The sequence below is a fragment of the Streptomyces sp. NPDC054834 genome (assembly GCF_053611185.1).
Window position 1 is genome coordinate 207,069 of record NZ_JBSGZV010000002.1, and the last position, 19,008, is coordinate 226,076.

Sequence of the window (19,008 nt, forward strand, 5' to 3'; positions counted from 1 at the left end):
GTCGTCAGTCTCCAGGTCTTCGCAGGTCGTCAGCGTACGGGTGCCCACAGGCGGGTCCCGTGAGAGTACCTGGTGGAGCTGTCGGGCGCGCGGTGGGCGGTGTCGCCGTGGGGCCCGTCCGGTCTGTTCCCGTCAGTTCCAGTCGGAGAACGACGTGAAACCACTGGTGTCGGCGAGCTGTTCGCCCGCGCCCTCCAGGTCCTCCGGGAGCAGGCTCCACACTATGAAGTCGGTGCGGACGTCGGTCCAGGTGCCGTCCTCGGCGCGGACGTGGGCTATGCAGGCGTTGCGCAGGACGCCCTCGCTGATGCAGCCGATCTTCTGTGCGACCTGCTGGGAGGCGGTGTTGTCGGCGGCGGTGCGCAGTTCGATGCGCTCGAACTTCTGGTCGCCGAGCAGCCATTGGGCGGTGGCGAGGGCGGCCTCGGAGGCGTAGCCCTCGCCACGGGCCCAGGGGGCGATGATGTACGACAGTTCGGTGGACCGTACGTGCCAGTTGGTCTTGGTCAACTGGACGATGCCCACCAGTCGCTGGGTGAGGAACTCGGTGACCGCGAGGTCGAGACCGCGCCCCGCGGCGCGCTCGGCGGGGGCGTACCGGGTGATCCAGCGGCGGGCCTGGTCCTCGGTGTAGGGCTGGGGCACATCGGTCCAGGCCCCGACCTGCTCGTCGTTCATCATCTCGGCCAGGGCAGCCACGTCGTCCTCGTCGAGGGGCCGCAGCACCAACCGCTCCGTGCTGATGGAGATGTTGGGGAAGGTGCTAGTCATGCGCCGCTCCGTAACCTTCGGAAAACCTTGAGGGCCTGCTGAACTGCCCAGCATGCAGCATGAAAGCACCGAACAGCACAACGGGGTCGACTCGTTGTGAGGGAGTGGACCCCGTGCGTGGCGATATGGGATCAGAACGACGCGATGACCGAACCCTGGTACTTGTCCTCGATGAACTTCTTCACCTCGGGCGAGGTCAGGAGCTTCGCGAGCTTCTTCACGCGCGGGTCCTTCTCGTTGCCCTTCTTCACCGCGAGGAAGTTGCCGTACGGGCTGTTCTTCGCGGACTCCAGGACGAGGGCCTCCTTGGCGGGCTTGATCCCGGCGGAGATGGCGTAGTTGCCGTTGACGACGGCGGCGTCCACGTCGTCCAGGGAGCGCACCGTCTGGGCCGCCTCGACCTCCTTGAACTTGAGGTTCTTGGGGTTCTTGGAGATGTCCTGCGGGGTCGCTTCGTTGCCCGCGCCGTCCTTGAGCGTGATGAGCCCGTTGGCGGCGAGCAACTTCAGGGCGCGCGCCTCGTTCACGGCGTCGTTCGGGACGGCGATGGTCGCACCGCTCTTGAGCGCGTCGGCCTTCTTGATCTTGTGGGAGTACAGGCCGAGCGGCTCCAGGTGCACCGTGACGACGGGCACGATGTGGGTGCCGCGCTTCTTGTTGAAGTCGTCCAGGTAGGGCTGGTTCTGGAAGTAGTTGGCGTCGACCGAGCCGTCCTCGGTCGCCGTGTTCGGCACGATGTAGTCCTGGAACTCCTTGACCTGGAGGTCGAGGCCCGCCTTCTTCGCCAGGTGGTCCTTGACGAAGTTCAGGATCTCGGCGTGCGGGGTGGGGCTGGCGGCGACGACCAGCGGGCCGCTGTAGTCGGCGGCGGAGGAGTCCTTGTCCGAGCCGCAGGCGGTGAGCCCGAAGGTGAGGGCTCCGGCGGCGAGTACGGCGGTGGTGATCTTGGCGGTGTTACGCACGAAAAGTGCCTTTCCTATGGTGGTGCGACCCCTTGGATCAAGGGGTGGCGGCGTGAAGCGCCGTCGTTGAGGGGTGGTGGTCTGGTGACGGGTGGACGTGCGGGGAGTCCCAGAGGGGTGTTCAGGCGACCTTGCTGACGTCGGCGGCCGCGGGCTCCCTGGCCTTCAGCAGGCGGAGCTTCGGCGCGGGGCCGGAGCGGCCGCCCCGGTGGTGCAGGGAGCGGGCCGCGTAGTCGCCGGCGAACTGGATGAGGGAGATGACGACGGCGAGGATCGCCACGGTGATCCACATCATCTGGGTCTCGAAGCGCTGGTAGCCGTAGCGGATGGCGATGTCGCCGAGGCCCCCGGCGCCGACGGTGCCGGCCATGGCGGAGTAGCCGATGAGCGCGACGATCGTGGTGGTGGTGCTGGAGATCAGGGAGGGCAGGGACTCCGGTACGAGCACCTTGCGGACGATCGTCCAGGTGTTGCCGCCCATCGACTGCACGGCCTCGACGAGCCCGCCGTCCACTTCCCGGACAGCCGTCTCGACCAGGCGCGCGAAGAAGGGGATGGCGCCGATGGCGAGCGGCACGATGGCGGCCTCACGGCCGATGGTCGTTCCGGTGATCGAGCGCGTGAAGTTCATCAGCGCGACCATCAGGATGATGAACGGCATGGAGCGGGCGACGTTCACGATCTGCCCGATGACCTTGTTCGCGACGACGTTCTGGAGCAGTCCGCCCCCGTCCGTGAGGACGAGCAGGATGCCGAGCGGAAGCCCGCCGACGACGGCGATCAGCGTGGACCAGCCGACCATGTAGAGCGTGTCCCAACACGCCTGGGACAGCAGGGGCTGCATCGCAGACCAGGTCACTTGGCACCTTCCTTCACAAGTGCGGGCTCCTGGCCCTCGTTGCCGACGACGTCGATCTGGAGTCCCTGCTCGCGCAGGAAGCCGATCGGCACGACGTTGTCCTCGTAGCGGCCGGGCAGTTCGATGCGCATGCGGCCGATCTGGAGGCCGCCGACGGTGTCGATGGCGGCGCCGAGGATCGATATGTCGATGTTGTAGGTACGCGCGAGCTGGGAGATGACCGGCTGGGTGGCGGCCTCGCCCTGGAAGGTGACGTCCACGACGGTGCGGTCGGCGCCGGCGGCCTCGCCGCCCACCGGGAACAGCGCGGCGGCGAGTTCGGAGCCCGGGGTGGCCAGGAGTTCGCTGACCGTGCCGGACTCGACGACGCGGCCCTTCTCCATGAGCGCGGCGGAGTCGCAGATCGACTTCACGACGTCCATCTCGTGGGTGATGAGCAGGACGGTCAGGCCGAGCTGCCGGTTGAGGTCGCGCAGCAGCGCCAGGATCGAGCGGGTGGTCTCCGGGTCGAGGGCGCTGGTGGCCTCGTCGGACAGCAGCACCTTGGGGTCTCCGGCCAGGGCGCGGGCGATGCCGACGCGCTGCTTCTGGCCGCCGGAGAGCTGGGCCGGGTAGGCCTTGGCCTTGTCGGCGAGGCCCACCAGGTCGAGCAGCTCCAGCGCCTTGCGGGAACGTTCCTTCCCCGACTTGCCGAGGATCTCGAGCGGCAGCTCGACGTTGTCCTGGACGGTCCTCGAGGACAGCAGGTTGAAGTGCTGGAAGACCATGCCGATCCGGCTGCGGGCCTGGCGCAGCTCCTTGCCGGCGCGCGGTCCGCGCCCGGCGAGGGCGGTGAGGTCCTGCCCGGCGACGGTCACCGTGCCCGCGGTGGGACGCTCCAGCAGGTTGACGCAGCGGATCAGCGAGGACTTGCCGGCGCCGGACTGTCCGATGACGCCGTACACCTCGCCTTCGCGGACGTGCAGGTCGACGCCGTCGAGGGCGGTGACCTCGCGGCCGCGGGATCGGTAGACCTTGGTGAGGCCCGATGTGGTGATCACGTGGGTTTCCGTCACTGTCGAGTGCGCGGGCGTGGATGTGCCCGGGCACGGGTGCGTTCGTTCAGGGACGCGGCACGGTTCTCGCGGTGGCGATGGAACCGGGGGAGAACATGTGCGCGGGGCGCGGCTCAGGTCACGTACGGCTCACGGCGTACGAACGTGCCACGGCGGCTCGCTTCGGGGCGCGAGCTCGGGGGTGGTGCGGGGGCCCTCTAGAAGGCGCACATTCGGCACATGCGACACATACAACGAGCACCGGGCGGCATGGTCGCCTCGGTCGCAGGGGTGCGGCAGCTCGTCGTGGTCATGCGATCAGTAAACCAGACGTACGGTCCTGACAGGCCGCGGCTGTCCGCATGCCGGACAGCCGCGGACAGGGGCCGGTGCGGGGTCAGCCGCGGGCGGATATCCGGATTCCCCCGTCGGTGACCAGTGCGGACAGGGCCGACAGGTTCTCGACCACCAGGTCGGCGACCAGTTCGTGGGCCTGGTGTGTTGTGGTCAATGCCACGGTGGTCATCCCGGCGGCGCGGCCCGCCTGGAGGCCCGCGGGGGCGTCCTCGAAGACGACGCAGCGGGCCGGGTCCACGCCCAGGCGGCGGGCGGCGAGCAGGTAGGGCTCGGGGTCGGGCTTGCCGCGTGTGATGTCGTCGGCGGCGACCAGCGTCTTGGGCCGGATACCGACGGCGTCCAGCCTGGCCTCCGCGAGCCGACGGGTGGCGGAGGTGACGACGGCCCACGAGTCGGCGGGCAGCGAGCCGAGGAAGTCCTCGGTGCCGGGCAGCAGGTGGACACCGCCGTTCGGTACGTCCTCGACCTCCAGCTGCTCGACCCGCGCGACGGCCTCCGGCACGAGACCGGCGGGCAGCAGGTCGGCGACGATCTCCACCGCGGGCCGCCCGTGCAGCTCGACCCGCCCGAACGCCTCGGCCGTGATCCCGTACTCCCGGGCCCACCGCGTCCAGCAGCGTTCCACGGAGTCGAGGGAGGAGACCAGAGTGCCGTCGTTGTCGAACAGGAGGGCTTGCGCGTCGATCATCATGGTCCGGACCCTATGGGCCCCGCACGCCCCGGCCGACGGGTGGGCCCGCGCGCATCGGGCCGTTTGGTCCGTAATAGGGTCACCGCATGCTCAATGCCCTGACGCTGGTGACCGGCGTCGCCGCGCTGCTGCTCGCCGCCTGGTGCGGGTGGGCCGCCTACCGGGACCAGCCGACCAAGGACTGGCACTTCATCGGGATGGCCGTGGTCTCCCTGCTGGCCGTGGCGCAGCTGGTGATCGGGATCGTGCAGCTGGCGCGGGGCGAGAAGCCGGAGCAGGGTACGACGATCTTCGTGGCCTATCTGCTGGGCGCGTTCGCGTGCGTGCCGGCGGCGGGGTTCATGTCGCTGGCCGAGCGGACCCGCTGGGGCTCGGTGACGGTCGCGGCCGGCGGTGTGGTGCTGGCCGTGCTCGAGGTGCGGCTCTATGACATCTGGGGAAGGTGACAATGGCCACCGTGGAGGACAAGCCGGCGCGGACGCGGCTCATCAGCGGGCCGGGGATGCTGCTCGTCTGGTTCTACGGCGTGATGGTCGTCGGGGCCGTGTCCCGTTCCGCCTACCAGATCGCGACGGACTTCGGCCGGGCGCCGCTCGCCTACTCGCTGTCGGCGGTGGCGGGCGTGGTCTACGGCTTCATCACGTACACGCTGGTGCGCGGCGGGGAGACCGCCCGCAGGGCGGCACTGGTGTGCTGTGCCGCCGAGCTGGCAGGTGTACTGGTCGTGGGTACCTGGACCCTGGTCGAGCCGTCGGCCTTCCCGGACGCGACCGTCTGGTCCGACTACGGCATGGGCTACGTGTTCATTCCGGTGCTGCTGCCGCTCTCCGCCATCTACTGGCTGCGGAAGTCGCGCACGGTCACGCAGTAGCCGCGTACGTCCCGGCCGACTTCTCCAGGACGATCATCTCCACGCCGTCGGCGCCCCTGGACGTGCCCACCGTCTGGTAGCCGACCCGACGGTACAGACGGAGGTTGCCCTCGCTGCGGTGTCCGGTGTGCAGGCGGAACCTCTTGACACCGCGCTCCTGCGCCAGGGCCTCCTCCGCCGCGCGCAGCAGACGGGCACCGATGCCGTGACCCTGGAGGCGCGGGTGGACACAGAGCCTGCCGATGCAGGCCGCGCCGTCCTCGGTGATCCGGCCGCGCACCGAGCCGACCACCTCCTCGCCGAGCCGAGCGACGAAGACGCAGTCGGAGGCGACCTCCTGGCGGACCGATTCGAGGGTCTGGACGAGCGGGTCGATGCGGTAGTTGCCGTACAGCGCGGCTTCGCTCTGGAAAGACAGGTACTGGAGCTTGAAGATCTGCTCTGCATCCTGCTCGGTCGCCACCGAGATGGTCACGCTCATGCCCATGCGCGCACGCCTCCCGCTCACCTGATCACCAGTCGTTCCTCACTCCTATCCCCGCACTTCGCGGGCCGCAACCTCCGGCGTCAGCAATCGTCGAAGACATCCCAGGCATCTGGAACGTTCCGGACCGAGGCTGCCCTGTGAGATACCCAACTCCCCCGCGATCTCCCGGTAGGTGAGGTCCCGCGACGACAGCAGGGCCGCCATCAGCCGCGGACAGCGGCCCGGCAGCCGGCGCACCGCGTCGCGCAGGGCGCGGCGCCGGGCGGCGGCGAGGGCCAGCTGCTCCGGGTCGCGGTCGTCGGCGGGATCACCGTCGTACGGCCGCTCGTGACGGGTCGTACGACGGCTGCGGCGCGCCTCGGCGCGGACGGCCTTGCGCAGCCAGTCCTGCGGATCGAGCGGCGGCCCGTCGGACTCCAGCCGCTCCAGCAGGCGGAGCCAGACCGCCTGCTCCAGGTCTCCCGCTTCGGTCCCGGCGGCATATGCCTCGGCGGAGGCCTCGGCGGTCAGGAGCGGGCGCAGGGAGGCAACCAGGTCGTGCGTCATATGCAGTGCGACGCGGCCGCCCCGGGGCAGGTTGCCGGGACGGCCGCGAGTCCCCTCGAACGGGGTGCCGGGCGGGTCAGCCGTTGACGAAGTCCGCGCGAGCGAGCACACCGGTGTCCGCGTTGTCGGTGAACACACCGTCTATGCCGGTCGCGAAGTACGTCTTGAACGCGCCGAAGGAGTCGCCGTAGGCGTCCGCGTCGGTGCCCTTGCGGAACTCGGCCGGCAGGAAGGGGTTCTCGTTTCGCATGGTGTACGGGTGCAGGATCAGACCCACCGCGTGGGCGTCCTTGACGAGCGTGGTCGGCGTGGTGAGCTTGCCGCTCGCGTCCTTGGGGATGACCAGGTCCAGGGTCGGGCCGATGCCCTGCGCGTAACCGGCGATCTCCCTGAGTCCCTTCGGCGTGATGAGGTCGGCGACCGTGCGCGGGTCGCCCGTCGCGACGAAGTCCCAGGGGCGGCTGTCCGCCGTGGAGAGGAGGACGACGAGAGGGTTGTCCACCAGCGTGTTCAGGCGCTGGATACTGCTCGGCTCGAAGGACTGGAGGATGACCGGCGAGGTCCGCTTGTCCTTGCCGTGCTTGCGCAGCAGCTTGGCCACCCGCTCCTCGAGGCCGAGGCCGAGCCGCCGGAAGTAGGTGGGGTGCTTGGTCTCGGGGTAGATCCACACCTGCTTGCCGCGCTTGCGGGTCTGCTCGTCCTGCCACTTCAGGACCTCTTCGAAGGTGGGGATCTCCCAGCGTCCGTTGTAGAGGGTGTTGTGCGGGCGGTTGGCCGGGATGCGCTCGACCGCGCGCAGCGTCTTCAGCTCGGCGAGCGTGAAGTCCTCGGTGAACCAGCCGGTGGTGGAGACCCCGTCGAGGACCTTGGTGGTCTTGCGGTCGGCGAACTCCGGGTGGGAGGCGACGTCCGTGGTGCCGCCGATCTCCGGCTCGTGGCGGCAGACGAGGTGACCGTCCTTGGTGGGCACCAGGTCGCCCGCCTCGACGACGTCCGCGCCGAGGTCCAGGGCCAGCTGGTACGAGCCGAAGGTGTGCTCGGGCCGGTAGCCGCTGGCGCCCCGGTGTCCGATGATCGTCGGCACGGGCAGGCTCTTGAGGCCCCTGCCCCCGCTCGCCTTCGCCTCCGTGGCTCTGGCCGCGCCGGGCAGCCCGAGGACCGCTCCGCCCGCGCCGAGCACCGCGGCGCCGAGCAGTGCCCGCCGTCCGGTGCCGTGCGGCCGCGCGTTCGCGTCCCGCTCGTTCGAGACCTGACCGTTCGAGTCCCGGGTTTCCATGAGGGCCCTCCTGCCGTGCGCCGTAGGTGCGGGCCGATGGTAGGTGCGTGGACATGGCCCGCGGGAGACACTGGTCCGAACAGGTGGGTGACGCCAGATGGCGTATCGAGGGCAAGATGTGACGATCCGTCGGCTTCGGCCGGCGGGCCCCGGGTACCCGCCGAAACAAGGCCCTGGAGCGAGGTCCGTCACATCGTCGCGGTGGCGTTACGGGCAGCCGTCGGTGCGGTGCCGCAGGTAAACCCGCGTCAACAGTGCGTAAGACATCGGTGAACCGGACGCTCCCGATGTGCGCTTCGCAGCGAGCCGCGAGTATCGTCCTCACCTGCACATACACATACCGACCCCTTGACATCGGAGGACCCGTTGTCCCGCTTCGCGCTCATCAAGGCAGTGCTCGGACCGATCATGCGCCTGATGTTCCGCCCACAGGTGGAGGGCGTGGAGCACATCCCGGGCGACGGCCCGGTCATCCTGGCCGGCAACCACCTCACGTTCATCGACTCGATCGTGCTGCCGCTGGTGACCAAGCGGCAGGTGTTCTTCATCGGCAAGGACGAGTACGTCACCGGCAAGGGCCTCAAGGGCCGGCTGATGGCCTGGTTCTTCACCGGCGTCGGCATGATCCCGGTGGACCGGGACGGCGCGAGTGGGGGCGTGGCCGCGCTGATGACCGGGCGGCGGATCCTGGAGGAGGGGAAGATCTTCGGGATCTACCCGGAGGGCACGCGCTCACCCGACGGACGCCTTTACCGGGGGCGGACGGGTATCGCCCGGCTCACGCTCATGACGGGGGCGCCGGTGGTGCCGTTCGCGATGATCGGCACGGACAAGCTTCAGCCGGGGGGCCGGGGTATTCCGCGGCCGGGCCGGGTCACCGTTCGCTTCGGTGAGGCGATGGAGTTCTCCCGGTACGAGGGGATGGACCGGGACCGGTACGTGCTGCGCGCCGTGACCGACTCCGTGATGACCGAGGTCATGCTGCTGTCGGGGCAGGAGTACGTGGACATGTATGCCACCAAGGCGAAGGCCGCCTGACGCCTCCGGCGGTTCGGCAGTCGTCAGGTGCGGACGCGTGGGGGCTGATCGCGCAGTTCCCCGCGCCCCTTGTGGGGCGCTCCTGTCACCCCGCGTTTTCCAGTCGCTGCCCCTTCAGCAGGAACCACGCGCCCACCGCTGTCGCCAGCAGGACCACCGCGCCCGTGCCCGAGGCGAGGTGCAGGCCGTGGACGAAGGAGTCGCGGGCCGCGTCGAGCAGGGCCTCCCCCGGGTGCGGGGGCATGGTCGTCGCCGCCTCCACCGCCGCGCCCAGTGACTCGTGCGCCCCCTCGGGGGTGCCGGCCGGGCCGGTGAAGTCGCGGTACGCGGCTGTCATGATCGAGCCGAGCAGGGCGATACCGAGGGCGGCGCCGAGTTCGTAGGCCGTTTCGGAGACCGCGGAGGCGGCGCCCGCCTGTTCCTTGGGGACTCCGGCGAGGATGACGTCGGCGGTGACGGTGAAGGAGAAGCCCGCGCCGACGCCGACGACCAGGAGCGCGGCGCCGAGGACCGGGTAGCCGGTCGACTGGCTCAGCGTCGTCAGCGCGGCCAGGGCGAGGCCCATGGCCGCGAGGCCGCCGGAGACCACGGACCGGACCGAGAAGCGCCGGGCCGCGCGGCCCGCGACCAGGCCGGCCGCCACCGCGCCGACGGCGGCGGGCAGTTCCGCGAGGCCCGCCTCGAACGGGTGTCTGCCCTGTACGAGTTGCAGGTACTGGGAGAGGAAGAACACCAGCCCGGACAGGCCGAGGATGGTGAGCAGGTCGGCCAGGACCGCGCCGCTGAGGTCCCGGTTGCGGAAGAGGCGCATGTCCAGCAGCGGGGCCGGGAGCGTGAGCTGGCGGCGTACGAACCCGTACAGGGCCGCCGCGCCCAGCAGGCCCGCGCCGAGCGTCGCACCTGTGAAGCCGTGGGTGGCGGCCTCCTTCACCGCGTACACCAGGGCGATCATGCCGACCAGGGACAGGACGACGCTGATCAGGTCCCAGGGGCCGGGGTCGGGGTTGCGGGACTCGGGGAGCGTCCGGATGCCGACCAGGACCAGGACCGCCATCACGGGCAGGTTGATCAGGAAGACCGAGCCCCACCAGAAGTGCTCGAGCAGGAAACCGCCCACGATGGGGCCGACCGCCGTGCCGGCGGAGGCGGTGGCGCCCCAGATGCCGACGGCGAGGCTCCGCTCGCGCGGGTCGTGGAAGAGGTTGCGGATCAGGGCCAGTGTGGCGGGCATCAGGGTGGCACCGGCGACGCCGAGCAGCGCCCGCGCCAGGATCAGCAGCTCCGGCGTCGTGGCGTAGGCGTTGAGGACGGATATCGCGCCGAACACGGTCGCGCCGCCGAGCAGGATCCGCTTGCGGCCGATGCGGTCGCCGAGGCTGCCCATGGAGACCAGCAGCCCGGCGATGACGAAGGAGTAGACGTCGCCGATCCACAGCAGCTGCGTGCCGGTCGGCTCGAGGTCCTCGCTGATGTACGGGGTGGCGAGGCCGAGGACGGTCGCGTCCACGGCCACGAGCAGCACGGCGAGCACGAGGACCGAGAGCGCGAGCCAGCGGCCCGGGCGCTTCTCCGCCTCCCGCGTCATGGACGCCGGCCGCAGGGTGCCCGTCATGATTCCTCTCTCCGTAGCGCACCGCCGAGCAACAGCTCGACGATCATGTGGTGGAAGTCCTTGGGGGCGCCCTTGCCGCTCTGTACGACCCAGACGCCGGAGGCCAGCAGCCCGAAGAGCGCCTCGGTCAGCCAGGCGGGGGTGAGGTCGATGCGGAACTCACCGCTGAGCTGGCCGCGCCGGAACAGGGCGGAGACGCGGTCGTCGAGCCGGGACCAGCCCTCGTTCTGCTCCTCGCCCTCGAAGAGGTGGTTCTCGGTGTAGAGGAAGGCGAGCAGTCCGGCGGCCGGTTCGATCTCCTTCACGAACCTGCGCAGGGCGTCCTGGGCCGGCCCCTCGTCGAGCCGTGCGCTGTCCAGCGCGGCGTCGCACTCCTCGATGCCGAGTGCCTCCAGTGCCCGTACGAGCGCGTCGCGCCCGGCGAAGTGGCGGTGCAGGGTGGCACGGCTGATCCCGGCGGCCTTGGCGACCTCGTCCATGGTCGCGGTGGATCTGCGGGTCAGCAGCGCGGCTGCGTTGCGCAGCACGTGGGCACGATCGACAGCCATGAGACAAACATACCCCATATGAGACGTTGATGTCTCACAAGAGGCATGAACGCCTCACGGCGGCTTCTCATCACCGCCGGTCAGGCAGGCGATTCGATCAGTGCCAGGGCAGCTCTCCGCGCCGCTCCCAGTACGCCCGCGGCTCCTCGACGAGAGTCGCGAGACGGGTGAGCTGGTCCTCGTCGAGGTCCACGGCGGCGGCGTGCAGGTTGGAGGCGAGCTGGTTCAGGGTGGCCGCGCCGGAGAGGACCACCCCGGCCCACGGCCGGCGGAGGATCAGCGCCAGGGCGACCGCGTCGCAGCCCAGACCGGTCTCCGCGGCCACGGCCTTCAGCTCCTCGGGCGCATGCGGTTCGGCGAGCCGGCCGTTGGCCATACCCTCCTTGACGATCACGGTGAGCCCGGCCTCGTGCGCCTCGGCGAGGGCGGGGTCGGCGGAGGTCTCCAGCGCGTTGTACGTCGACTGGACGGTACGGAAGAGGGGCTCGCCGTCGACGGTCACGGCGAGGGCGGCGCGGATGGCGTCGGCCTGGGCCGGGCCACTGGTGGAGAAGCCGACGGTGAGTCCCTGCGCGGCGGCCTCGGCGAGCCTGGCGTGCAGTTCCTTGTCGGTGAGGGCTGGGCTGTCCGGGGTCACCGAGTGGATCTGGTAGAGGTCGAGCCGGTCGCCGAGCAGCTCGTCGGTCTCGGCGCGCTGCCGCTCATAGGTGGCGAGGCCGTGATCCTTGACCTCGTGTCGTTCGGCGTCGGTGGACCAGCCCGCGGTGTAGGTGTAGCCCCATTTGCTGCCGACGACGACGTCGGCGACGTCCGGCCGGGCACTCAGCCAGCCGGCGAGGAACTCCTCGGAACGGCCGTAGGAGCGGGCCACGTCGAAGTAGCGGACGCCCTGGGCGTAGGCGGCGTCCAGGAGCTCGTGGGTGCGCTCGCGCAGGGCCTCGACGGTCCGGTCCGCGGGGAGGTCCTGCTCACGGCCGAGGTTGATGTAGCCGGGCCGGCCGACGGCGGCGAGGCCCAGGCCGATGTGGCAGGTGGGAGTCGTTGCTGAGGCCAGTCGCGCGAAGGGCATCGCGGGCTCCGTTCGGTCGGCTCCATCCGGCTCCGGACCAACCTAACCCGCGATGCCCCGGGTATGCGTGACGACCTGCTACTTCTTGGCGTCCGCCCACGCGTGCTGCGCCGCCACGTCCGCCTTGACCTCGGCCAGCTGGACGGCGACCGCGCTGGGTGCCGTACCACCACGGCCGTTGCGGGAGGCGAGGGCGCCGGGGACGTTGAGAACCGTGCGGACCTCGGGGGTGAGGTGGGCGCTGATCTTGGCGAACTGCTCGTCCGTCAGCTCGTCCAGCTCCTTGCCCTCGGCCTCGGCGACCTTCACGCACTCGCCGGCCACCTCGTGCGCAACACGGAACGGTACCCCCTGCTTGACCAGCCATTCCGCGATGTCGGTGGCGAGCGAGAAGCCGGCTGGGGCCAGCTCCTCCATGCGCTCGCGGTTGACGGTGAGGGTGGCGATCATGCCGGTGAACGCGGGGAGCAGCACCTCCAGCTGGTCGCAGGAGTCGAAGACCGGCTCCTTGTCCTCCTGGAGGTCGCGGTTGTAGGCGAGGGGCAGGGCCTTGAGGGTGGCCAGGAGTCCGGTGAGGTTGCCGATCAGACGGCCGCTCTTGCCGCGCGCCAGCTCCGCGATGTCGGGGTTCTTCTTCTGCGGCATGATCGACGAGCCCGTGGAGAACGCGTCGTGCAGGGTCACGAAGGAGAACTCCTTCGTGTTCCAGATGATGATCTCCTCGGAGATTCGGGACAGGTTGACCCCGATCATCGCCGTGATGAAGGCAAACTCGGCGACGAAGTCCCGGGAGGCCGTGCCGTCGATGGAGTTGCCGGCGCTGCCGTGCTCGAAGCCGAGGTCCTTGGCGACCGCCTCCGGGTCCAGGCCGAGGCTGCTGCCCGCCAGGGCGCCGGAGCCGTACGGTGACACCGCCGTGCGCTCGTCCCACTGGCGCAGCCGCTCGGCGTCCCGGGACAGGGACTGCACATGGGCCAGGACGTGGTGGGCGAAGAGCACGGGCTGGGCGTGCTGGAGGTGGGTGCGGCCGGGCATCGCCACGTCCGGGTGGGCCTCGGCGAGGCCGATCAGGGCGTCCTGGAGGTCGGCGATCAGGCCGCCGATCACGCGGGCGTGGTCACGCAGGTACATCCGGAAGAGGGTCGCCACCTGGTCGTTCCGGGAACGGCCCGCGCGCAGCTTGCCGCCGAGGTCGGGGCCGAGGCGCTCCAGCAGGCCGCGTTCCAGGGCGGTGTGGACGTCCTCGTCGGCGATGGTGCCCACGAAGTCGCCCGACACCACGTCCGCCTCGAGCCGGTCGAGCCCGGCGAGCATCCGGGTCAGCTCGTCCTCGGTGAGCAGCCCCGCCTTGTGCAGCACGCGCGCGTGGGCGCGGGAACCGGCGATGTCGTAGGACGCGAGCCGCCAGTCGAAGTGGACGGACGCGGACAGCTTCGCCAGGGCCTCGGCGGGACCGTCGGCGAAACGGCCGCCCCAGAGCCGTACGTCACCGCTGTTGCTGCTCACTTGGGTTGCTCCTCGGAGGTGTGGATGTGCCACCGCCTCCCCACGACGTGAATGGGGAGGCGGTTGTCAGGCTAGTGCGTGCGAGGTGGCCGATGGCGTTGCGCGAAGCCGCGCTCGACCGGCGTTACGCGAGGCCCACGTCAGGCTCCGCCTGCCAGATCACGCCGCGCGGCGATCTTCGACGACAGGCTGTAGATGTCGATGAAGCCCTTGGCCGCGGCCTGGTCGAAGGTGTCGCCGGTGTCGTAGGTGGCGAGGTTGAAGTCGTACAGGGACGACTCGGAGCGCCGGCCGGTGACGACCGCGCGACCGCCGTGCAGGGTCAGCCGGACGTCGCCGGAGACGTGCTGGTTGGCCTCGTCGATGAAGCCGTCGAGGGCGCGCTTGAGCGGGGAGAACCACTGGCCGTCGTAGACCAGTTCGCCCCAGCGCTGCTCGACCTGCCGCTTGTAGCGGGCGAGTTCGCGCTCGACGGTGACGTTCTCCAGCTCCTGGTGGGCGGTGATCAGGGCGATCGCGCCGGGAGCCTCGTACACCTCGCGGGACTTGATGCCGACGAGGCGGTCCTCGACCATGTCGATCCGGCCGATGCCCTGGGCGCCGGCGCGCTCGTTGAGCTGCTGGATGGCCTGGAGGACGGTGACGGGCTTGCCGTCGATGGCGACCGGGACGCCCTCCTTGAAGGTGATGATCACCTCGTCGGCCTCGCGCGGGGTGGCCGGGTTGGAGGTGTACTCGTAGATGTCCTCGATCGGGGCGTTCCAGATGTCCTCCAGGAAGCCCGTCTCGACCGCGCGTCCGAAGACGTTCTGGTCGATGGAGTAGGGGGACTTCTTGGTGGTGGCGATCGGGAGCTGCTTGTCCTCGCAGAAGGCGATCGCCTTGTCCCGGGTCATCGCGTAGTCGCGGACCGGGGCGATGCACTTGAGGTCGGGGGCGAGGGCGACGATGCCGGCTTCGAAGCGGACCTGGTCGTTGCCCTTGCCGGTGCAGCCGTGGGCGACCGTGGTGGCGCCGTGCTTCTTGGCGGCGGCGACGAGGTGCTTGACGATCGTCGGCCGGGAGAGGGCGGAGACCAGCGGATAGCGGTCCATGTAGAGGGCGTTGGCCTTGATCGCCGGGAGGCAGTACTCGTCGGCGAACTCGTCCTTGGCGTCGGCGACCTCGGCCTCGACCGCACCGCAGGCGAGCGCGCGCTTGCGGATGACGTCCAGGTCCTCGCCGCCCTGGCCGACGTCGACCGCAACGGCGATGACCTCGGCGCCCGTCTCCTCGGCGATCCAGCCGATGGCGACGGAGGTGTCCAGACCGCCTGAGTAGGCGAGTACGACGCGCTCGGTCACGGGTTTCTCCTCACAGTGCATTCGCTGACATGCATGAGTATGCAGCACTCTGCATGATTCGTCAATCTCGGAGACTTCTGCGAGCGCGTTGAACAGACGAAACCGCTTTCTCGTACTGATCACCGAACGCTGGCGCCGCGTTTGTAAACCCCGCGTTGGTTAAACCCACCTCTGACCCAAGTGAGGCATCCGCATGTCCAGGGCTCTTCCGAAGTACAACAAGCGTCGCGTGGCGGTCATCGGCGGCGCTGCCGCCGTCGTGCTGTCCGGCGCGGTGATCGCGGGCTCCGCCCTCGCCGGGACCCCCGACAAGAGCAACGACGTCACGAACGCGCGCACCCTCGCCAGCCCCGGCACCATCACCTGCCCGGACGTCGCCTCGAAGCTGCCCGCGATCCCGGCGTCCGCGAAGGCCGAGGTGGACCGCAACATCACCCTGCTCCAGACGCAGATCGACGAGGCCGACAAGCGGCTGGTGGACACGGTGGGCCAGGGCGGACCCAACTTCGTGAACAACGCCATCCTCGGCCCCCTGAAGGACAAGCGCGTCTCCACCATCAACCGCATCGCCACCGCGATCGGGCGCACCGCGGCCAAGCCGGCCGGCCTCGACGCTCTCGCGCCGTGCACGCTGAACGCGGGCGGCACCAACGCGGCCGGCGGCAACGCGAACGGCTCCGCGTCGAGCGCCGCGAGCAGCGCGGCCACGGCCACGGCCTCCGCGGCGGCCACCCAGCAGGCGGGCGGCGAGACCGGCAGCACCGGCTCCAGTGCCGCGGGCACCATCACCTGCCCCGACGTGAAGTCGCAGCTCCCGGCGGTCCCGGCCTCCGCGCAGGCCGAGGTGGACCGCAACATCACCCTGCTCCAGACGCAGATCGACGAGGCCAACAAGCGGCTCGCGAACTCCGTCGGCCAGGGCGGCCCGAACTTCGTGCAGAACGCGATCCTCGGCCCGCTGGCCGACAAGCGGAAGTCCACGATCGACCGCATCGCCATCGCCATCGGCCGTACGTCGACCAAGCCGACCGGCCTCGACTCCCTGGCCGCCTGCACGCTCACCAAGTGACGTGACAGGCAGCCGTGGCCGCCCCGAGTGAGCGCCGGCCGGGGCGGCCGCGGCCGAGCCGCGCATTCCTTAGACAGTCGAAAGGAATTCGCCGATAATCACCAGTCATGGGAAAGACCTATGAGCGCATAGACGGCAGGCTCCGTACGTTCATCGAGGAACAGCCCCTCTTCTTCACCGCGACCGCTCCCCTCTCCGGCGACGGCACGGTCAACCTCTCCCCCAAGGGCCTCAAGGGCTCCTTCGCGGTGCTCGACGAGCACACTGTGGCATATCTCGACTTCGCCGGGTCCAACGCGGAGACCATCGCCCATCTGCGGGAGAACGGGCGGATCACCCTGATGTGGTGCGCCTTCCAGGGCCCGCCGAACATCGTGCGGGTGCACGGCCGGGGCGAGCCGGTCTTCCGCGACGACCCCCGCTTCCGGGAACTGCTCACCCACTTCCCGGACATCGACCCGACCCCGCACGGCCTGCGCGCGATCATCGTCGTGCACGCCGAGCTCGTCCGGGACACCTGCGGGTACGCGGTGCCCTTCATGGCCTACGAGACGGATCGCGACCTGCACGGAAAGCGCTTCGCGCGCGAGGACGACACCTCGCTGAGCGAGTACTTCCGGAAGAAGGACCACGTGGCCAGCAGCCTGGACGGCCTGCCCGGGCTGCCGTTGCCGCTGCCGCCCTCGTAGGGCCCGTCCGGCGGATCATGCCGCAGACGCGGGGCTTGGCACGCCCACACCGATGAGGCACCGCCCGTGTCCTACGCCCTGATCCACCGGACAGGCCCTACCGTCTGAGCCATGCGCCCCGGTGCCGTCGCCCTCGCGTCCGTGTCCCTCCTTCTGCTCGGTGCCGCGCCCCGCGGTGACCCGGACCCGCTGCCCGCCCGGATGGCGGACACCGGCGGCGGCACCCAGCTGATCACGGCTCAGGCGCCGGGCGCCGACTCCACGACGGGCAGGCTGCTCTGGTGGGATCTGCGGGACGGGCGCTGGGAGCAGGTGGGTTCCGCACCGGCGCGTTTCGGCGCCCGCGGACTCGTCGAGGGAGCCACCCGGACCCAGGGCACGAACACGACGCCCACCGGGCTCTACGACCTGCCGTTCGCCTTCGGCACCAAGGCGGCGCCGGACGGGACGAGGATGCCCTACCGCCCGGTCCACGCGGACTCCTGGTGGTGCCAGGACAACGACTCCAGCGCCTACAACCGCTGGACCGAGCCCCTGCCCGCCGACTGCCGGGCCACCGAGTCCGAGCACCTCGTCGACTACGGAACGCAGTACGCGCACGCCCTCGTCATCGGCTTCAACTACGAGCACCCCGAGCGGGGCCGCGGCGCCGGCATCTTCCTGCACGTCGACGGCGCCGGGGCGACGGCCGGTTGTGTGTCGGTGCCTCAGGACGCCATGCGGCGGATTCTCCAGTGGGTGGATCCCGCGCGCGGGCCGCACATCGCCACGGGCACGGGGAGCGGGGAGCTGGCTCTCACCCGGTACTGACGTCACCCAGCGGCAACCGCACCGTGAACGTCGTGCTCCCCGGTCGGCTCTCCAGCCCCACGGTGCCTCCGTGCGCCTCCACCACCGCCGCGACGATCGCCAGGCCCAGCCCCGCTCCGCCGCCGGAGGCGTCCGTGCGGCGGCGGTGTTCGGCTCGGGTGAAGCGTTCGAAGACGCCGGGCTGCACCTCTTCAGGGACGCCGGGGCCGTCGTCGTGGACCTCCAGGCGGGCCACCGCGCCGTCGGTCTCCAGGGACACCGACACCTTGGTGCCGGCGGGGGTGTGCAGCCGGGCGTTGGCCAGCAGGTTGGCCAGCACCTGGTGGAGGCGGTGGGCGTCGCCGGTCACGGTCACCGGGTCCTCGGGGAGCTCCATGGTCCAGCGGTGGCCCGGACCGGCCGCGCGGGCGTCGGTGACGGCGTCGAGGACGAGGTGGGTGAGGTCGACGGGGCGGCGTTCCAGCGGGCGGCCGGCGTCCAGGCGGGCGAGCAGGAGCAGGTCGTCGACCATCTCGCCCATGCGGGAGGACTCGGCGGCGATGCGCACCAGGGCCCGGTTGACCTCAGCCGGCACCGGCACGGGGTGCAGCAGGGCCAGTTCCGCGTGGCCGCGCACCGAGGCGACCGGGGTGCGCAGCTCGTGGCTGGCGTCGGCCGCGAAACTCCGCAGCCGCTCCTCGCTGGCGTGCCGTTTGGTCAGGGCGTCCTCGACGTGGCCCAGCATGCGGTTGAAGGCCGCCGCCACCCGGCCCACCTCGCTGCGCGGGTCGGACTCGGGAGCGCGCGGCGGCAGCGTGACCTCCCCGCTGGCGAGCGGGAGTTCGCTGACCCGGGCGGCGGTCGCCGCGACCCGGCTCAGCGGCCTGAGCGACCAGCGCACCCAGAGCGCGCCGATCACGCCGGTGGCGGCCAGGGCGAGCCCGAAGACGATCCCGGCGACCAGTTCCAGCCGGTGGACGGTGGCCTGCACGGGCTCCAAGGGCAGCCCGGAGATCAGGACGTCGCCGTCGAAGCCCGGGGCGGCGACGACCCGGTAGTCGTCCAGCACGGAGAGCTCGACGGTGTGCCCCCTGCCGTCGGTGCCGACCGCCGCGAGCCGCTTGCCGTCCCTTTCGGTCAGTTTGCCGAGCACGTTCTCGATGCCGCCGGGGCGCACGACCGCCGCGTTGGTGACCTTCCCGTTCACCAGGCGTGCGCCGAACGTGCCGGTCGCCTGCCGGCGGTCGTCGCCGTGCTCGTCGCCGTCGTGGTCGTCCGGCAGCCTGCCGCCGTGCTCGAGGCTCGCCGGGAACCGGGTGCCGACCTGGTCGAGCTGCTCGTCGAGGCGCTGGGTGAGGAAGCCGTTCAGCTCGACCACCGCGGCCAGCCCGACGGCGGCGCAGCTGACCGCCAGCAGCACCACAAGTCCGACGGTGAGCCGGGCCCGCAGGGTGCGGGGACGCGGCACGCGGAGCGGTCGGAGCGGTCGGC

Annotated in this window: 20 protein-coding genes; 6 read left to right on the plus strand and 14 right to left on the minus strand. The window is 70.5% G+C overall.

Annotated features, from left to right (window positions below; translation table 11 throughout):
• Positions 1-132: 132 nt before the first annotated feature.
• The 5 genes from ACWGJM_RS03610 to ACWGJM_RS03630 all read right to left on the minus strand — a co-directional run bounded on the left by ACWGJM_RS03610 (position 133) and on the right by ACWGJM_RS03630 (position 4,674).
• On the minus strand, positions 133-771 hold the full coding sequence (locus ACWGJM_RS03610) for a GNAT family N-acetyltransferase (RefSeq protein WP_453410010.1): 639 nt from the start codon (positions 769-771) through the stop codon (positions 133-135).
• A gap of 131 nt (positions 772-902) precedes the next feature.
• Positions 903-1,733 carry a MetQ/NlpA family ABC transporter substrate-binding protein gene (locus ACWGJM_RS03615; RefSeq protein WP_453410011.1) on the minus strand — a complete coding sequence of 277 codons (831 nt, stop codon included), beginning with the start codon at positions 1,731-1,733 and terminating at the stop codon, positions 903-905.
• Between the two features lie 121 nt (positions 1,734-1,854).
• A complete protein-coding gene (locus ACWGJM_RS03620) occupies positions 1,855-2,592 on the minus strand; it encodes a methionine ABC transporter permease (RefSeq protein WP_453410012.1) in 738 nt (245 codons plus the stop codon).
• Positions 2,589-3,632 carry a methionine ABC transporter ATP-binding protein gene (locus ACWGJM_RS03625; protein ID WP_453410013.1) on the minus strand — a complete coding sequence of 348 codons (1,044 nt, stop codon included), beginning with the start codon at positions 3,630-3,632 and terminating at the stop codon, positions 2,589-2,591. The genes ACWGJM_RS03620 and ACWGJM_RS03625 overlap by 4 nt, the downstream gene beginning before the upstream one ends.
• 391 nt (positions 3,633-4,023) lie before the next feature.
• Complete coding sequence (locus ACWGJM_RS03630; RefSeq protein WP_453410014.1) at positions 4,024-4,674, minus strand: HAD family hydrolase; 651 nt, start codon at positions 4,672-4,674, stop codon at positions 4,024-4,026.
• An 86-nt stretch (positions 4,675-4,760) separates the two neighbouring features.
• On the opposite strand from ACWGJM_RS03630, the gene ACWGJM_RS03635 reads away from it, so the two are divergent.
• Positions 4,761-5,120 (plus strand): hypothetical protein, encoded by a 360-nt coding sequence (locus ACWGJM_RS03635; protein ID WP_361440975.1) that lies wholly within the window; start codon positions 4,761-4,763, stop codon positions 5,118-5,120.
• A 2-nt stretch (positions 5,121-5,122) separates the two neighbouring features.
• Positions 5,123-5,545, plus strand: a complete 423-nt coding sequence (locus ACWGJM_RS03640) for a hypothetical protein (RefSeq protein WP_453410015.1) — start codon at positions 5,123-5,125, stop codon at positions 5,543-5,545.
• Here the strand turns inward: ACWGJM_RS03640 and ACWGJM_RS03645 are convergent.
• From ACWGJM_RS03645 to ACWGJM_RS03655, 3 genes are all read right to left on the minus strand, one after another.
• Entirely contained in the window at positions 5,535-6,032 is a 498-nt protein-coding gene (locus ACWGJM_RS03645; RefSeq protein WP_390736874.1) for a GNAT family N-acetyltransferase, read from the minus strand. The genes ACWGJM_RS03640 and ACWGJM_RS03645 overlap by 11 nt on opposite strands.
• Before the next feature lie 45 nt (positions 6,033-6,077).
• Positions 6,078-6,578, minus strand: coding sequence for an RNA polymerase sigma factor (locus ACWGJM_RS03650; RefSeq protein ID WP_453410016.1), 501 nt, complete (start codon positions 6,576-6,578; stop codon positions 6,078-6,080).
• Between the two features lie 76 nt (positions 6,579-6,654).
• Positions 6,655-7,854, minus strand: a complete 1,200-nt coding sequence (locus ACWGJM_RS03655; RefSeq protein ID WP_453410017.1) for a glycerophosphodiester phosphodiesterase — start codon at positions 7,852-7,854, stop codon at positions 6,655-6,657.
• A gap of 366 nt (positions 7,855-8,220) precedes the next feature.
• Between ACWGJM_RS03655 and ACWGJM_RS03660 the strand changes: the two genes are divergently transcribed.
• The gene (locus ACWGJM_RS03660) at positions 8,221-8,892 is read left to right on the plus strand and encodes a lysophospholipid acyltransferase family protein (RefSeq protein ID WP_453410253.1); all 672 of its coding nucleotides are present in this window, start codon (positions 8,221-8,223) and stop codon (positions 8,890-8,892) included.
• An 85-nt stretch (positions 8,893-8,977) separates the two neighbouring features.
• On the opposite strand, the gene ACWGJM_RS03665 is transcribed toward ACWGJM_RS03660, so the two are convergent.
• From ACWGJM_RS03665 to ACWGJM_RS03685, 5 genes are all read right to left on the minus strand, one after another.
• The gene (locus ACWGJM_RS03665) at positions 8,978-10,504 is read right to left on the minus strand and encodes an MFS transporter (RefSeq protein ID WP_453410018.1); all 1,527 of its coding nucleotides are present in this window, start codon (positions 10,502-10,504) and stop codon (positions 8,978-8,980) included.
• The gene (locus tag ACWGJM_RS03670) at positions 10,501-11,052 is read right to left on the minus strand and encodes a TetR/AcrR family transcriptional regulator (RefSeq protein WP_453410019.1); all 552 of its coding nucleotides are present in this window, start codon (positions 11,050-11,052) and stop codon (positions 10,501-10,503) included. The genes ACWGJM_RS03665 and ACWGJM_RS03670 overlap by 4 nt, the downstream gene beginning before the upstream one ends.
• 97 nt (positions 11,053-11,149) lie before the next feature.
• Complete coding sequence (locus ACWGJM_RS03675; protein ID WP_453410020.1) at positions 11,150-12,121, minus strand: aldo/keto reductase; 972 nt, start codon at positions 12,119-12,121, stop codon at positions 11,150-11,152.
• A gap of 78 nt (positions 12,122-12,199) precedes the next feature.
• Positions 12,200-13,627: an argininosuccinate lyase gene (gene argH / locus ACWGJM_RS03680; protein ID WP_453410021.1), complete on the minus strand. Its 1,428-nt coding sequence runs from the start codon at positions 13,625-13,627 to the stop codon at positions 12,200-12,202.
• Positions 13,628-13,767: 140 nt separating this feature from the next.
• Positions 13,768-14,970 (minus strand): argininosuccinate synthase, encoded by a 1,203-nt coding sequence (locus ACWGJM_RS03685; protein ID WP_453410022.1) that lies wholly within the window; start codon positions 14,968-14,970, stop codon positions 13,768-13,770.
• Positions 14,971-15,163: 193 nt separating this feature from the next.
• Here ACWGJM_RS03685 and ACWGJM_RS03690 point away from each other — a divergent pair, with 193 nt between their 5' ends.
• From ACWGJM_RS03690 to ACWGJM_RS03700, 3 genes are all read left to right on the plus strand, one after another.
• Positions 15,164-16,039 (plus strand): hypothetical protein, encoded by an 876-nt coding sequence (locus ACWGJM_RS03690; protein WP_453410023.1) that lies wholly within the window; start codon positions 15,164-15,166, stop codon positions 16,037-16,039.
• A gap of 107 nt (positions 16,040-16,146) precedes the next feature.
• Positions 16,147-16,728, plus strand: a complete 582-nt coding sequence (locus tag ACWGJM_RS03695; protein WP_453410024.1) for a pyridoxamine 5'-phosphate oxidase family protein — start codon at positions 16,147-16,149, stop codon at positions 16,726-16,728.
• Positions 16,729-16,839: 111 nt separating this feature from the next.
• The gene (locus tag ACWGJM_RS03700; RefSeq protein WP_453410025.1) at positions 16,840-17,538 is read left to right on the plus strand and encodes a L,D-transpeptidase family protein; all 699 of its coding nucleotides are present in this window, start codon (positions 16,840-16,842) and stop codon (positions 17,536-17,538) included.
• Here the strand turns inward: ACWGJM_RS03700 and ACWGJM_RS03705 are convergent.
• The gene (locus tag ACWGJM_RS03705) at positions 17,525-18,985 is read right to left on the minus strand and encodes a sensor histidine kinase (protein WP_453410026.1); all 1,461 of its coding nucleotides are present in this window, start codon (positions 18,983-18,985) and stop codon (positions 17,525-17,527) included. The two genes, ACWGJM_RS03700 and ACWGJM_RS03705, sit on opposite strands and share 14 nt — an antisense overlap.
• Positions 18,986-19,008: the final 23 nt, after the last annotated feature.

Coding starts and splice junctions, on each gene's coding strand:
- ACWGJM_RS03610 (WP_453410010.1), bottom strand. CDS start 771: ATGACTAGCACCTTCCCCAACATCTCCATCAGCACGGAGCGGTTGGTG.
- ACWGJM_RS03630 (WP_453410014.1), bottom strand. CDS start 4,674: ATGATGATCGACGCGCAAGCCCTCCTGTTCGACAACGACGGCACTCTG.
- ACWGJM_RS03635 (WP_361440975.1), top strand. CDS start 4,761: ATGCTCAATGCCCTGACGCTGGTGACCGGCGTCGCCGCGCTGCTGCTC.
- ACWGJM_RS03640 (WP_453410015.1), top strand. CDS start 5,123: ATGGCCACCGTGGAGGACAAGCCGGCGCGGACGCGGCTCATCAGCGGG.
- ACWGJM_RS03645 (WP_390736874.1), bottom strand. CDS start 6,032: ATGGGCATGAGCGTGACCATCTCGGTGGCGACCGAGCAGGATGCAGAG.
- ACWGJM_RS03650 (WP_453410016.1), bottom strand. CDS start 6,578: ATGACGCACGACCTGGTTGCCTCCCTGCGCCCGCTCCTGACCGCCGAG.
- ACWGJM_RS03655 (WP_453410017.1), bottom strand. CDS start 7,854: ATGGAAACCCGGGACTCGAACGGTCAGGTCTCGAACGAGCGGGACGCG.
- ACWGJM_RS03665 (WP_453410018.1), bottom strand. CDS start 10,504: ATGACGGGCACCCTGCGGCCGGCGTCCATGACGCGGGAGGCGGAGAAG.
- ACWGJM_RS03670 (WP_453410019.1), bottom strand. CDS start 11,052: ATGGCTGTCGATCGTGCCCACGTGCTGCGCAACGCAGCCGCGCTGCTG.
- ACWGJM_RS03675 (WP_453410020.1), bottom strand. CDS start 12,121: ATGCCCTTCGCGCGACTGGCCTCAGCAACGACTCCCACCTGCCACATC.
- ACWGJM_RS03690 (WP_453410023.1), top strand. CDS start 15,164: ATGTCCAGGGCTCTTCCGAAGTACAACAAGCGTCGCGTGGCGGTCATC.
- ACWGJM_RS03695 (WP_453410024.1), top strand. CDS start 16,147: ATGGGAAAGACCTATGAGCGCATAGACGGCAGGCTCCGTACGTTCATC.
- ACWGJM_RS03700 (WP_453410025.1), top strand. CDS start 16,840: ATGCGCCCCGGTGCCGTCGCCCTCGCGTCCGTGTCCCTCCTTCTGCTC.